We start from the raw sequence: 13,472 nt of genomic DNA, 5'->3' as shown, positions 1-13,472 counted from the left end.
GTTAGTGCCGTGATGTTCTGAGCCGCGCATTTTGCGCCGCCGGGACGACTCCCACAACCCTGCTTCAGGCTTCTGCGGTCGCTGCACGCTCCCGAAGCATGCGCTGAAGATCCGCCACCCGCGCCCGGCTGATGGTGATTTTTGTGGAGAACAAAAGTGCCAGTAGGAAACCGGGAATGGACCCCAGGCCAAAGGCAACAACCAGTCCGTCGAGCACTGAATCGCTGAGAGTTCCGGGGAGCATGCCCGCCTCAAGACCGATGACATCCAGGGCAAGGCCGCCGTAGAGGGGGCCAAACACCGTCGCGAATTTCTGCGAAAAATTGTTGGCTGCAAAAAAACCGGCTTCCTGGCGTATGCCGTGCTCCCACTCGTGCTCGTCGGTGATATCAGCAATGATGGATTGCGCCTGTATACCGCGCATGAGGAAGCAGTACATAAAAATGAGCATGAAGACGAAGTTCAGTGAGAACAGCAGAGTTCCGTTCTCCTCGGGCAAAATATGCAGCATTCGCAGGGGATAGAGCCAGAGACAGTTGAGTATGAGGCCAATCGTGGCGTATTGAAGCAACTGATACTTCTCGAGATGGCGCCCCAGGGGTTGTAGGCTGAGCATTACCAGCATGACGGCCAGCAAACTGGGCAGGGAAAGAATAATTGAGATCTGCCGGGCATCGAACTCCCAGTAGTAGGTCCATACCAGCATGTTCAGCGCGGAAACAGCACCGTAGCTTGCCATCAGCGTCACCTCAAAGCCGATGAGATAGCGGAAACTGCGATTGCCGAGGGTGCGCAGCAGGTCCTGAGTGAGGGTGTTCCCCGCCTTCCGCGGTGGAGGTAGGGGTTGTGAATCGGAAGGCTGCGCGTAGCGACGGGTTCCCAGCGTGGTGATACTGGCGAAAATCCAGCAGACCGCGCAGGAAAACGCGCCATAAATCGGGTAATTGCCCTGGAGGAAGCGGCCGTCCTCACCGCCCACGGATTGAAAAATTATCGTCAGCGCTATCGCGGGGATGAGCACGCCAAAAAGAAAAAGATAAGCCAGTCGCGCGCCGAGTACCTGACTTCTGCCCTGGTAATCATTGGTAATCTCCGCGGACAGTGCGAGGTGGGGGATGGAGAATGTGGTGACAAAGGTGCGCACCCACAGCGACCAGAACAGCAACCACGCCGCCAGCAGTGCCTGCGAAGCGACTAATGCGCTTGGCGGTGAAAACAATCCGATGAATCCGAGCCCCAGGGGGACAATGCTCCATGCCATAAAGGGATGGCGGCGGCCGTGGGGGCTGCGGAGGCGATCCGAAAGCGTACCCACCAGAGGGTCCGAGATCGCATCCCAGACCAAACTCAATGCGATGATCAGGCCGGTAACCGTGCCATTGAGGCCGAGCACCTGGGTGTAAAACAGCAGGATGAACATTGTGTAGGCCGCTTCTTTGACAGCGTACACGGCCCCCCCGGCGCCATAAATGAGGCGGGTACTTAGCGGGGGCATGAAGGGTTCTTGGTCATTCTCGAAGCAATTGCTCTTATCGTTGATTACAAGTATCACCCATCCTTGAGGCCTGTGTCTGCGTATGCATGAGGACCGTAGAAAAAGAGGAAGAAGCGCGCAATGCCTGAGGGACCGGAAATCCGCCGCGCAGCGGACCGCATCGCCAATGTGCTCGTGGATGAGCCCATCGAGGAGGTGGCGTTTGCCTTTCCCGAGCTGCAACGCTTTACCCCGGTGCTCAGCGGCCAGCGTGTCCTGGAGGTTGAGACCCGTGGCAAAGCGCTTCTGACCCATTTCGACAACGACTACGCGATTTACTCCCACAACCAGCTTTATGGTGTCTGGAAAATTGCCAGGCGGGGCAAAATGCCCGCGACAAACCGCTCCCTGCGTTTAGCGCTGCACACGGAGCGCCACAGCGCGTTGTTGTATAGCGCATCGGATATCAGCGTGTGGCCCAGGGAGGAGCTGGGCATGCATCCTTTCCTCGCCACGCTGGGGCCGGATCTTTTGTCGGCGAAGCTGGAGTGGCGGGATATCAGCGAGCGTCTTGCCATGCCGCGCTTTGCGGGACGCTCCCTGGCCGCGCTGTATCTTGATCAGCATTTTCTGGCGGGGAGCGGCAACTATCTCCGTTCGGAAATTCTGTTTTGCGCGGGGATAAACCCCAAACGCCGGCCCAGGGATCTCAGCCGCGGGGAGCGAGGCCTGCTGGCACGGGAAACACTCAAACTCCCCAGGCGCAGCTATGAAACCGGGGGTATCACCCTGCCACCGCGTCTCGCCGCAACCCTGAAGAAGAAAGTAAAGGGTTTTGAGCGGCGACGCTTCTACGTGTTTGGACGGGATGGCCGGGCATGCTACCAGTGCGGGGACACCATTCGCCGGGACAGCATTGGCAGCCGGCGCATTTACTGGTGTCCCAAGTGTCAGCCCGAATGATCACCCCGGGCCCCAAGGATCTCTGGTTCCTCCCCCTAGGTGGTTGCGGTGAAATCGGCATGAACCTCAACCTCTACGGCCATAACGGCGCGTGGTTGATGGTGGACTGCGGTATTACCTTTGAGCGGGACACCCATAGGATTCGCCCCCGGGTACAGACGCCGGATCCGCAATTTATCGTTGAGCATAAGGATGCCCTGGCCGGTATTGTTCTGACCCATGCCCATGAAGATCACATCGGTGCCATGCCGCTTCTTTGGGAGCGCTTTCCCGTGCCGGTATACACCACACCATTTACCGCCGAGGTTTTGCGGCGCAAAGCCGCCGGGCGTGGAGGCAAAGTTCCCAGCCCTCTCATTGAATGCCTGCCCGGTGAGAGCCAGCGCATCGGTCCGTTCGATGTCCGATGGCTACCCATCACTCACTCCACTCCGGACACCTGCGCGCTGCATATTCGCTGCGATGCCGGCAACCTGCTGCATACCGCCGACTGGAAGATCGACAGGGCGCCACAGGTGGGACCGGGTTTTGATGATGCACTGTTTACCGCAGCGGGAGACAGTCAGCTGGATGCGGTGATATGCGACTCCACCAACGCGGTGGTGCCGGGGCACTCCATTAGCGAGTCCGAGGTGCGCGATGGACTCATGAAAACCGTTGCAGCTTGTGAAGGCCGCGTGGTAGTGGCCTGTTTTGCGAGCAACATCGCCCGTATCCACAGCCTGATAAATGTGGCGAACAAAACGAAGCGGTACCTGAGTTTGCTGGGGCGGTCGCTACAGACCATGCACTCCGCCGCTCTGACCGTGGGCCTCCTTGAGCGTTCTCCCCGTCTCATAGAGGCGGGACATCTGGGTTACCTGCCCCGGGAGGAGGTACTCATCGTCGCGACGGGGAGTCAGGGGGAGCACGGCGCGGCGCTCCAGCGCCTTGCCAACGGCTCTCACCCGCAACTGGAACTGGAATCGGGAGACACGGTGATCCTGAGTTCGCGCATCATTCCTGGCAATGAGGAGCCTGTAGAACGTTTGATTAAGCGTTTTCGCGATCAGGGCATCACTGTTATCGACAGCGATAGTGCGGTGCAGACGGTGCACGCGTCCGGGCACCCCTGTGCCGATGAGCTGGCGTTCATGTATCAATGGTCCCGCCCGCGCCTCGCCGTACCGGTGCATGGGGAGCAGCGACACATGAAGGCCAATGCCAGGATAGCCCGGGCCAATGGCGCAAAGATGGCTTTAACCGGTGAGAATGGTGATCTCTTTTATCTTGCACCGGAGCCGGGTCTTCGCCGAAAGGTAGCCAGGGTCGGTCGCCTCGAGCAGGATGAAGAGGGCCGCCTATCTCCCCTTGCGGTACCTGAGCTACCCACGGCCTAGGGCTTTAGCCCGTCGCTATGCAGCGGCTGTTCAGGGAGCTCGCTTTGACGACCCTTTTCCGCTGAGTATTCGGTCATAGCGGGAGCGTAGATGATCGTGTTCTTCGACATTCGCGAGGGCATCAAGGTGCCCCCTGGGTGTCTCATCGGCTGTTGAGCCTCGCTCGTGATTTTTGTCTGCCAGATCGGCGGCTCGCGCCTTGCCGTCAGCACTGGGTTTTGCGCTACTTCGAAACTGCAGCAATACAAATAGCAATGAGCCGTAAACAATGACGATTTTCGCGATCAGTGCATAGATAAGTGTGCCCGGATGCTGTTGGGCGAGGTAAATCCTCACGTCGTCGTAGATCAGAGAGCTCACAAAAGCAAAAAGCAGTACCGCAGCCGAGCGCGCAAGCTTGCTGCGATGCTTGCTCAGAAAGTAAATCAGTGAGGAGTATTTTAGAATCCGAAAGATGGACATGTTCCTCAAATACCGATGTTAATGCCCAGGAGCAAGGCCACTACCCCGAAGCTCTTCCAGCCAAGGCCCGACCAGATCTCCTTTTCCTTTTCGGCGACCAGGTATTCAAGATCCTCATCATCGTAGTCGGCCTCCGTGCGTCCCGCATGAATAATATCCTGGCGGACTTTCGCTACCGCGGCTTCCCGCAGGCGCTTGCGAACGGCTTTGGGCATGCGAGTCTTCGACGCGCTCTCTGCCTCTGTCATTGTTTGAGCTCCGTTTCTCCGGTGGTTACAACCTTGTTCCACAGCATAGTACTCGCCCTGTGGGCGATACAACTGAGACCTTGTACCACACCGTTAGTCTGCGACCGTTTGAACCCTTGCTGCGACGAGCTGGCAAGATCCGGAGCAGAAGCTCAGCCCGGGCCAAAAAATCACCGTTACAAAACCCTGTTTTCTCCCTACACTGGAGTTGGGGTAACGTAATAACACTAAAAGGTACCGCGTATGTTAGAGAAAGAATTAGCTCAGGCTACCAAGATGGCGGAACAGGCAAGCAAGCGTGTGGAGCAGCTTCGTCAGCGTTTGCTCAAGGAAACAGAGCGCGCGCACAGTTCCGCAAAACGGGAACTGGCATCGGTCAAGAAAAAGCACAAGGTTGCCAATGATCGACTGAAAAAGGCACGGGCGTCACTGCGCAAGAAAGGTAGCAGTGCTGATCGTGAAAGAGTTGATGCCCTTCTAAAACAGGTCCAGGACTTGAGTGATACGGTGAGTCAGATCGCAAAGGCTGCCTATGACTATGCGGAAAAACTGGTCCCCATGCGTGCAGATCTGGCACTGGAGGCGCGCAAAGCGCAGGCGGCAACCCAGGCGGCTGAGATGGTAGAAAAAGCTGCGGCCCGTCGAGCCAAGGCGAAAACGAAGGCCAAAACAAAGACTAAAGCGAAGGCGAAAACCAAGGCCAAGGCAAAAGCGAACACACCACGTAAAGCGGTAGCAAAGAAAGCGGCAGTAAAACGAGCTCCCGCTAAAAAGAAAGCGGCGGCCAAGAAAAAAGTAGCGACGAAGAAAAAGGCCGTCGCCAAAAGGCCGGCAGCGAAAAAGAAGGCGCCCGCAAAAAAAGCAGCCGCCAAACGCAAAGCTCCTGCCAAGAAAAAAGCGCCAGCCAAAAAGAAAGCCGCCGCAGGCAATAAGGCGGCCTAGTGCTCAAGGTGCCCGCCGGCTGACGACCGGCGGGTTTGATACTCATTCGGTGTTAGTTTGGCAGGACGCGTATCAGTGCACCCTGCTCGCCATCGGTGAGCAGATAGATTTCATCATCGAATACCCTGACGTCGCGGATGCGGCTCTCCAGCTCAGAGAACAACGCTTCTTCCTCCACCACTTCGCCGTTGTGCAGCTTCACGCGTCGCACCTCCTGATCCACCAGAGCCCCTACCAGCAAACTGCTGCGCCAGTCCGGGAAGTGATTGCCGTTATACCAGGCCATGCCCGAAGGAGCGATGCTGGGCACCCAGGTCCACAGGGGATCCTCGAAGCCCGGCGCGGACTTGAAGGGTGAAACGTAGGCGCCGCTGTAGTCCACGCCATGGGTGACCGCCGGCCACCCGTAATTGTTGCCGGCCTCCAGACGGTTGATCTCATCACCACCTCGGGGCCCGTGCTCATGAAGATAAACAACGCCGGAGCTACTGTCCAAAGCCAATCCCTGCGGATTGCGATGCCCCAGGGTCCACAAGCGTCGGGGTTTTCCCTCCTTATCGAGTAAGCCCGCGGGACTTCCATCGTCATGAATGCGTAGCACTTTACCCAGTTCGCTATCGGGAGACTGAGCTTCCTCCCGATGCTCAAAACCATCGCCCGTGGTGATGAGCAGGGTGAAGTCTGCAAGAAACATCATCCTTGCACCGTAGTGCTGAGGCGTGGTCTTATCCTGAGTAACGCGCAGAATCCGCTGACCATTCAGGAGCGCATCGTCCCGGAACTCTGCGCGAAAGATCGCCGTGCCGTTGGCCGACTCTACACCTTCGGCATAGCTCAGATACACAAGGCGGTTCTCCGCAAATTTTGGATGGAGAACCACATCAAAGTAGCCCCCCTGTCCCGCAAACAGCGTGTCGGGTGTACCTTTCAGAACGTGACGAACACCTGCGTCGTCGAGATGTACCAAGCGCCCCTCCCGTTCCGTAATCAAAAAGCCATCATTCGGGAGCTTTGTGACGGACCAGGGCCAATGCAATTCATCAGTGACGGTGAGCAGTCGATACTCTTCCCCCTGAGCTACTAATGCACCCATCGTCAGCATCAGGAGCACCGGCAGAGAAGACCAGAATTTCTGAGGTGGTTTCTGTTTTGCCGACACGGCATCATGACGACTTGAAATCCTGGTGAAGAATCGAAGAAATCGAGGGCATCGAATGTTACGTGCGGTCATAGTGTTTTTTCCTGCGGTGCTGGGTGCTTATATTCTCGGCAGTGTTTTTGCGACCCAGACTATTCTGGCTGAGGTCCAGGCCATGGCCATGCCGGTCACTCTGCGTGATCGTCTGCACGCCACGGGGCACGATCTCATCGGTCTGGCTGCAAGTTATCTGCCTTTGATGTTACTTGCTTTTCTAGTGGCCATGCCGGTGGCAGCGGGGCTGAGCCGTTATCTCCCAAAAGCCCGGGTGTTTCTCTACGGACTTGCCGGGGCAGTAGCCATTCTCGCACTGCATCTTATTATGAAAGCGGTACTGGGGCTCAACGGTATTGCTGCGGTACGTGAGCCTTTGGGGCTTGGCCTCCAGTGTCTGGCGGGCTGGTTCGGGGGCTATCTATTTTACGTATTCACCGGTCGAGCACATCGCTGATGCCCGCGGCCCGTCGCGCCTCGGCCCGCTGGAGTTCCTGTTTAGCCACCATGCGATAGGTCAGGTAATAGCGGAAGATATTGGATACGTACTGTACGGTTTCTCGCCCGATTTCTTCGGCCGCGACGAGCTCCACATTGTCGAACCAGACATTGGGGTCGTAGCCCTTCTCTTTTGCTTTGGCCCGCATACGAATCATTCGCGCGGGCCCGGCGTTGTAGGCGCCGAGGGACAGCAGGGCCCGGTTCAATGGGGTGATTTCCGGGTCAGAGAAGTAACGATCCCTGAGAAAATCCATGTACTTGATACCCGCATGGATGTTCGGTTCCACATCTGTGATGTTGGGTATGGCGACGCTTTTGTCCGCGGCCGTTGCCGGGAGTAATTGCATCACCCCGACGGCACCGGCGTGGCTGCGGACGCTTTGATCGAGGCGTGACTCCTGGTAGCCCTGGGCTGCGGCAAAGAGATATTCGAAGCCGTACTGTTCCCCGTATTTCTGGAAGATGTGCTGCAGCTCGTTAAAGCGCGCATAGTCTTCTTCGCTGAGCGCATTGGCCGCCCAGTCAAAGTCGCGGATGTAACGATTGATCAGAATATTGCCGTAGAGCGTACCGGCGCGGTTTTTCTTGAGGAAGGCATCCACTGACGCTTTTAGCAGCGGACTGTCCTTACGCATGGCCCAGGCACTGCGGCCCCCCTCGCGGAACACCAGATCATCGCGCACCACCAGGTCGGTAAACACCCCCTCCCAAAGCTGCGGTTTGTAGTCATCGACGATGGCCCAGGGAAGAAGCCCTGCATTGACCATTTCAATGAGGTCATCATCCTCCAGGGAGCCGGGCATGCTCTTGATCGTTACCGGTGCCAGACCCCGGTCGGCCAAACGCTGGTTAAGGGCATCGACGCTCTCCCGGTAGCTGCTGCTCTCCCGAAGATAGACGGCCTCTCCCGACAGGTCGTCAAGGGTAGTGATCGCAGGAGCGCTGGGACCGGTGACCAGGATTTCATTCAAGGGCTTGCTCGCGGGGATACTGAAATCCACCACCTCCTGACGCTCGGGAGTAATGGTCAGTCCCGCAGCTATCAAGTCTCCCCGGCCATCCAGTAAGGCGGGAATCAATTGATCTCGGGCGACGGGAATGACGATGGTAAATACCCGGATGTGTTTGCGTGCAATATCTTTGTTGAGGTGCTCTTCAAGGCGCGTCGCCATTTCAGCGATGATGCCGCGACCCCGACCCTCTTCCAGATGAAAGCGGCCGGGTCCGTAGACGGTGAGGATGCGAACCACCCTGCGGTCTTCCATCTCATCGAGATCCCCGGTCCATCGTTGCACCCCGGGCGCTTCGGGATTTTCCCCGGGGTTCATGTCACCACCGGAGGTTGCGATGTTGCTGTCCATGAGATCTTCCGTGGTCTCGGAACCGTCTGACGCACTGCTTACGGGAGCTTGCTGCGTCATTGCCGGAGCAGCGGTCGCTTGAGAAGCATTTGCTACGGACTGACTGTCTCCGCAGGCACAAAGGAGGCCGGCGGCCAGAAACAGAACGCTCAGCTTTTTCGAAGAAAAGGAAGTCATGGTGAAGTGGCTTCTCTGCGTAACAGTGGGAGCGACCCTATTGTGCCACTACTTTGGCCGTTGGCGCTTGCGGCACCGGGCAGGGCCACGAGATATTCAATGGCAAAGGTGAGGTCATTGCGATTGCGGTCAAAGTTAACCGTCAGGGGTTGATCAATAGTCAGATAAGCACCACAGGCTTCTCCTGCATCGCAAATCGTCAGATCATTATCCAGGTCTGTGCCGGCAAAGAGCTGGTACATGCCGGCCGGGGTCTCGGGGAAAGCAAAGTCGAATACGGCACTGCCCACGTCGATGACAGTCTGAGCCACCACGCTGTCCGTGGCGGGATCAAACAGTAAAAGGTACACGACACCCAATTCCGCATCGCTTGCATCGGTCACCGACAGGAGGATACGTATGGAAAGCGTATTGGCGCTGGAACTGGCGGTCACGCTCCCTTCATAGACCCCGGGCGAAAGGCTATCGCGATTGACCTCAATGGCGTAGCGCCCCGCCCCCTGTTCATCAACGCTCAGTGCACTGACCGTGATCCAGCTTTCATTCGCCTGGAGCTGTACATCTTGCAATTCGCCCCCACCGCTGTTGCGCAGCACCAACTCCAGTCGGGTGCGCTGGGAGCTGAAATTCAGTGCGCTGCTGGAGGCTCCGAGACGGGGGTCGACGACAGAGCTGTCTCCCGCTTCCGCCAAAGCGGCTTCGATGGCTTTGCGGGCGTTGATAACCCCGAAACCGTAGAGATTGTCGCGACCCTCAACACCAATGTCGTCGGTGAGATCCCCCTGTTCCAAGAGCCTGTCTACATCGTCGGGGCTTAGATTCCCGTTCACGCTCTTCATCAACGCCATAACACCAGCAACATGGGGGGAAGCCATGGAGGTGCCACTGAGGAAAGTGTAGGCAAACTGTCCATCAGAGACACCAGTGCTAAGCACCCCGTCGGGGTACCCGTCGCCATTAACGTCCTGGCTGCCATCGCCACCCGGTGCCGCGATATCGATGCCGGCGCCGCTGTTGGAGTAGTTTGTGATGCGCTGCTGGGTGTCCAGGGCGCTGACGGAAATCACATTCTCATAGCTGGCAGGGTAATTGGGTGCGGTGCTGCTCTCGTTGCCCGCGGCAGCCACTACGATGATGCCCAGGGCACGAAGCTCGTTGTACAACGCCTGGGTGTTGGGAGAAAAACCGCCGCCGGACAAACTGAGATTAATGATCTGTGCGGGCTGATCGGGGAGTGTTCCTGAGTCATTCTCCAGGCCGGCGGCGAAGCGCACTGCCTGATTGACGTCGTAACCGGTGCCGCCGCTGGCGGCGAGGGCGCGAAGGGGCATGACGCGGGCGCCGTAGGCGACGCCGGTAACGCCAATGCTGTTATTACCCCGGGCGGCTATGGTGCCCGTAACGTGAGTGCCGTGGTAGTTGACCGCCGCAAGATCGCCACCACCGATGGTTTCTTCGGGGTTGGGATCGATGCCGTCACCATCCGCCGCTTCCGCGGCATCGCGGATAAAATCGTAGCCCGGCACCAGCTGTCCTGCCAGATCCGGATGTCCAGAGAGTACGCCCGTATCAACCACGGCAACGATGACATCCGGATTACCCGTGGTGGATTCCCAGGCTCCGGGGACGCTGATCAGCGGGTAATGCCATTGCAGGGAGTAGGCCTCATCATTTACCGAGGCCGTGGGTCTCACGCGATAGTTCGGTTCCGCGCTGGCGATCCCCGCTGTGCGAGCCAGACGCTTGATACTCAGCAGCGTGCTCCAGCGCTTTGCGAGTGCCTGCTCGGTGAATTGCTGGCGGCGAAATTGCTGGGCGCCCAGGCGCTGGGTAAGCAGTTGCCTATCTTCGCCGGCACTTTCCATGGCCATGAGTCGTGACCGTCGCGGTCCACCGCCGAGCTGCCGCATGCGCAGACGCTGGGTAAGAGACTCTGCGGTGTTTGCAGCGGGGGTCTCGGCGTCTTCATAGGAGAGGATGACCTGCCCCGGAATGACATCCTCGTAGTGGGGTCGACTCACGGGCACGAGTCCCGAGCCGATTGCCAGGGTGTAGTTGGTCGCCCCGGCAAAAATCGAGACATTCACCAGGTAGGAGCCGCTCTGGTCGATGATGAGGGTTTCACGGGGCCCGGTTTCGATGGAAAAATCCAGAAGCTCCCCGACGCTGGAATACAGATAGAGATCCGCATCCGCATCCTGGTACTCGGCCACCAGAAGATTGATGCTCTGTCCTGCCAACAGCTCCACAAGAAAGTAATCCTCGCGGTCGCCATTTATCTGTGACCGGCCTTCGGCACCAGTCCCGGGCTCATTGACGTAGCCTCCGAGGGTGGTCGGATTGGTGATGCGCTGAGGCTGCTCGGGACTGTCATTGCTGAGCAGGGGATTGAAGGGATCATTGGTGTCGCCATCCAGGCTTTGACTGGCAGACGGCACAATACGGCCACTGATGGAAACCTCCTCGGCCACGGTCGCCGCCAGCACCGTGACAGTCACCGTATCACTGGCCGTGGCGCCATCGTCGTCGGTGACGCGCAGAGAAAACAGCAGCTCACGGTCTTCACCGAGGCTGGGTGCCGTGAATGTCGCCTGCGACTGGTCAGCGGCGCTAAGCTCCACAGCCGGACCCTCGATCTGCGACCATGCAAAGGCGGTAATGCTGCCGTCGTTATCTCGGCTGGCATCGCCGCTGAGCATCACCTCGACCTCTGCATCGACGGTTTGTGAGTCTCCCGCTTCGGCTACCGGCGCCGTATTAACGGGCGGTGGCACGGTGTTGGAGCCACTGCCTCCACCGCCCCCACCACAGGCCATAAGGAGCAGCGTCAGGATGGACGGCGCTAGAAGCTTGGCAGGGTCAGCACCTCGATACATGATGGACTACCTTTCAGGGCCGTAACAGAATTTTGCCCATGTGTACCCCGGACTCCATGTACTCCAGCGCTTTCTGGGCCTGCGCCAGGGGAAACTCCCGGTCAATAACCACCTTTATGGAGCCATTGTTGAGGTGCTCAAAGAGTTCTGCGCGAATCTCGCGCATCATCTGTGCCTTCTGCGCTTCGGATTGGGCCCGTAGTGTGGAGCCGGTAAGGGTGAGGCGTTTAAGCAGCATTGGTAGAAAATTCACGTCGGCGTTAAAGCCGCGTAGAAACGCGATGTTCACGATACGCGCTTCCGGTGCAGCGACCTCAAAGTTACGCTCTATGTAGTCGCCACCGACCATGTCCAGAATTACTGAGATTTTGCCCTTGAGGCCCAGGGCATCAAGCTCCTCCACAAAATCCTCTTCACGGTAATTGAATACCCTGCTCGCCCCCAGCGCTTCCACGCGGCGGCACTTTTCGTCGCTTCCCGCCGTGCTGAATACCGTTGCTCCCATGGCCTTGCAAATACCTACACCCAGGGTGCCGATACCGCTGGCGCCGCCGTGAATGAGCACATTTTCACCCGCTTTTAATCCCGCGCGCTGGAACACGTTGTGCCAGACGGTGAGAAGCGCCTCGGGCAAAGCGGCGGCCTCGTGAAGGTCGAAGGCCGCGGGCACCGCCATGGTCTGGCCCTGAGGGGCAATGGCATGACTTGCGTAGCCACCGCCGTGGGTGAGGGCGCAGACCTTGTCGCCTGGCTGAAATTCGGTCACTGCCTCGCCACAGGCCACCACGGTTCCCGAGACCTCAAGGCCCATGATGGGGGAGGCATCGGGAGGCGGGGGGTAAAGGCCTTTCCATTGCAGCAGGTCCGCGCGGTTGATGCCCGCCGCTGCGACCTCAATGAGGAGTTCGTCGGCGCCGGGTGCCGGGGCCTGGTCCTCTTGCAGAGACAGACTTCGGTCGTCTTCATCAATATGCACAAACCGGCGTGTCGTAGCTGTCATCAATAATGGTCCTTTGCTGTGAAGAGGGGCATGCGCCTGCGGGGCATCCAACATCGCATCCGTTCGATAAAAGGGCAAGCTCGCCGCCCTCGCTGTGAATGAGCTGACTTGCTACCCTTCCCGCTTTCCAAAATCGGACACAACGCTATCCATGAACAAAATCAAAAACAAACTGCTTTTCATTTTAGCCAAGATCCTCACTGCGTCGGCACCGGGGGGAACCTATCTGGCCTTTGCGGGCGCAGGCAGCGCGGCGCAGCTTTGCGGACACATTCGCCGCTCGGGGTTCAAGCGAGTGCTGGTGGTCACGGACACCGTGCTGAGAGATCTGGGTATCGTGGATAAGGCCCTGGAGGGATTCAGGGACACGGATGTGGATATCGCCTTTTATGATGGTGTTCAGCCAGACCCCACCTTTGATCAGGGTGCGGCAGGTCTGGCGATACTGAAAGAGCACGGCAGCGATGCGGTGCTGGCCATCGGCGGGGGCTCTTCTATCGACTGTGCGAAATTGATCGCGGCATCGGCAACCAGTGATGAAGACCCCCGTAACTGGATAGGCTTTGCCAAGGTAAAGCACGAGGTCATGCCGCTCTTTGCAATTCCTACCACTGCGGGTACTGGCTCGGAAGCCACCATGGGTGCGGTTATTTCTGATTCGGCGACCCATGAGAAGGGGGTGATTTCCGGTGCGGGACTGGGGACGGGTGCCACGGCCCTGGATCCCGATCTGCAGATGGGGATGCCCCCGGCTATTACCGCGGCGACGGGTATGGATGCCCTAACCCACGCCATCGAGGCTTACATTTGTCGCTGGGACCGCGGAACGCGCAAGGAAAATGCCGAGCGTGCCATCCGCATCATTTTTGCGAACCTCGAGCGCGCCTATACCCAGGG

At 58.3% G+C, this 13,472-nt stretch carries 12 protein-coding genes; 5 read left to right on the top strand and 7 right to left on the bottom strand.

Translation table 11 applies throughout. The features are described from left to right. Positions 1 to 64 precede the first annotated feature (64 nt). Positions 65 to 1,495 carry an MFS transporter gene (locus tag ACTG3T_RS04160; protein ID WP_439101004.1) on the bottom strand — a complete coding sequence of 477 codons (1,431 nt, stop codon included), beginning with the start codon at positions 1,493 to 1,495 and terminating at the stop codon, positions 65 to 67. A gap of 120 nt (positions 1,496 to 1,615) precedes the next feature. Between ACTG3T_RS04160 and nei the strand changes: the two genes are divergently transcribed. Next, the gene (gene nei / locus ACTG3T_RS04155; protein WP_439101003.1) at positions 1,616 to 2,437 is read left to right on the top strand and encodes an endonuclease VIII; all 822 of its coding nucleotides are present in this window, start codon (positions 1,616 to 1,618) and stop codon (positions 2,435 to 2,437) included. Further along, on the top strand, positions 2,422 to 3,816 hold the full coding sequence (locus tag ACTG3T_RS04150) for a ribonuclease J (protein WP_439101002.1): 1,395 nt from the start codon (positions 2,422 to 2,424) through the stop codon (positions 3,814 to 3,816). Before nei ends, ACTG3T_RS04150 begins: the two co-directional genes overlap by 16 nt. 30 nt (positions 3,817 to 3,846) lie before the next feature. Here the strand turns inward: ACTG3T_RS04150 and ACTG3T_RS04145 are convergent, their stop codons facing one another. Both ACTG3T_RS04145 and ACTG3T_RS04140 read right to left on the bottom strand, forming a co-directional pair. Beyond that, complete coding sequence (locus ACTG3T_RS04145) at positions 3,847 to 4,278, bottom strand: hypothetical protein (RefSeq protein ID WP_439101001.1); 432 nt, start codon at positions 4,276 to 4,278, stop codon at positions 3,847 to 3,849. A gap of 5 nt (positions 4,279 to 4,283) precedes the next feature. Next, complete coding sequence (locus tag ACTG3T_RS04140; protein WP_439101000.1) at positions 4,284 to 4,526, bottom strand: hypothetical protein; 243 nt, start codon at positions 4,524 to 4,526, stop codon at positions 4,284 to 4,286. A gap of 300 nt (positions 4,527 to 4,826) precedes the next feature. On the opposite strand from ACTG3T_RS04140, the gene ACTG3T_RS04135 reads away from it, so the two are divergent. After that, positions 4,827 to 5,468 carry a hypothetical protein gene (locus tag ACTG3T_RS04135; RefSeq protein WP_439100999.1) on the top strand — a complete coding sequence of 214 codons (642 nt, stop codon included), beginning with the start codon at positions 4,827 to 4,829 and terminating at the stop codon, positions 5,466 to 5,468. A gap of 52 nt (positions 5,469 to 5,520) precedes the next feature. Here ACTG3T_RS04135 and ACTG3T_RS04130 read toward each other — a convergent pair whose 3' ends face one another. Beyond that, entirely contained in the window at positions 5,521 to 6,561 is a 1,041-nt protein-coding gene (locus tag ACTG3T_RS04130; RefSeq protein WP_439100998.1) for a PQQ-dependent sugar dehydrogenase, read from the bottom strand. 121 nt (positions 6,562 to 6,682) lie between these two features. Between ACTG3T_RS04130 and ACTG3T_RS04125 the strand changes: the two genes are divergently transcribed. After that, positions 6,683 to 7,117 (top strand): hypothetical protein, encoded by a 435-nt coding sequence (locus ACTG3T_RS04125; RefSeq protein ID WP_439100997.1) that lies wholly within the window; start codon positions 6,683 to 6,685, stop codon positions 7,115 to 7,117. Here the strand turns inward: ACTG3T_RS04125 and ACTG3T_RS04120 are convergent. Genes ACTG3T_RS04120 through ACTG3T_RS04110 form a run of 3 tightly spaced genes read right to left on the bottom strand, consistent with a single transcriptional unit; the run spans position 7,095 to position 12,575 of the window. Beyond that, a complete protein-coding gene (locus ACTG3T_RS04120) occupies positions 7,095 to 8,699 on the bottom strand; it encodes a transglycosylase SLT domain-containing protein (RefSeq protein ID WP_439100996.1) in 1,605 nt (534 codons plus the stop codon). The genes ACTG3T_RS04125 and ACTG3T_RS04120 overlap by 23 nt on opposite strands. Next, entirely contained in the window at positions 8,696 to 11,575 is a 2,880-nt protein-coding gene (locus tag ACTG3T_RS04115) for a S8 family serine peptidase (RefSeq protein WP_439100995.1), read from the bottom strand. The genes ACTG3T_RS04120 and ACTG3T_RS04115 overlap by 4 nt, the downstream gene beginning before the upstream one ends. Before the next feature lie 13 nt (positions 11,576 to 11,588). Further along, the gene (locus ACTG3T_RS04110; protein WP_439100994.1) at positions 11,589 to 12,575 is read right to left on the bottom strand and encodes an NAD(P)H-quinone oxidoreductase; all 987 of its coding nucleotides are present in this window, start codon (positions 12,573 to 12,575) and stop codon (positions 11,589 to 11,591) included. Between the two features lie 151 nt (positions 12,576 to 12,726). Here ACTG3T_RS04110 and ACTG3T_RS04105 point away from each other — a divergent pair. Beyond that, positions 12,727 to 13,472 (top strand): iron-containing alcohol dehydrogenase (locus tag ACTG3T_RS04105; RefSeq protein WP_439100993.1); only part of this gene is annotated, 746 nt, incomplete at its 3' end.

The sequence above is a fragment of the Congregibacter sp. genome (genome assembly GCF_965660375.1).
GTDB lineage: Bacteria > Pseudomonadota > Gammaproteobacteria > Pseudomonadales > Halieaceae > Congregibacter.
This window is presented reverse-complemented; position numbering and strand designations above follow the sequence as displayed.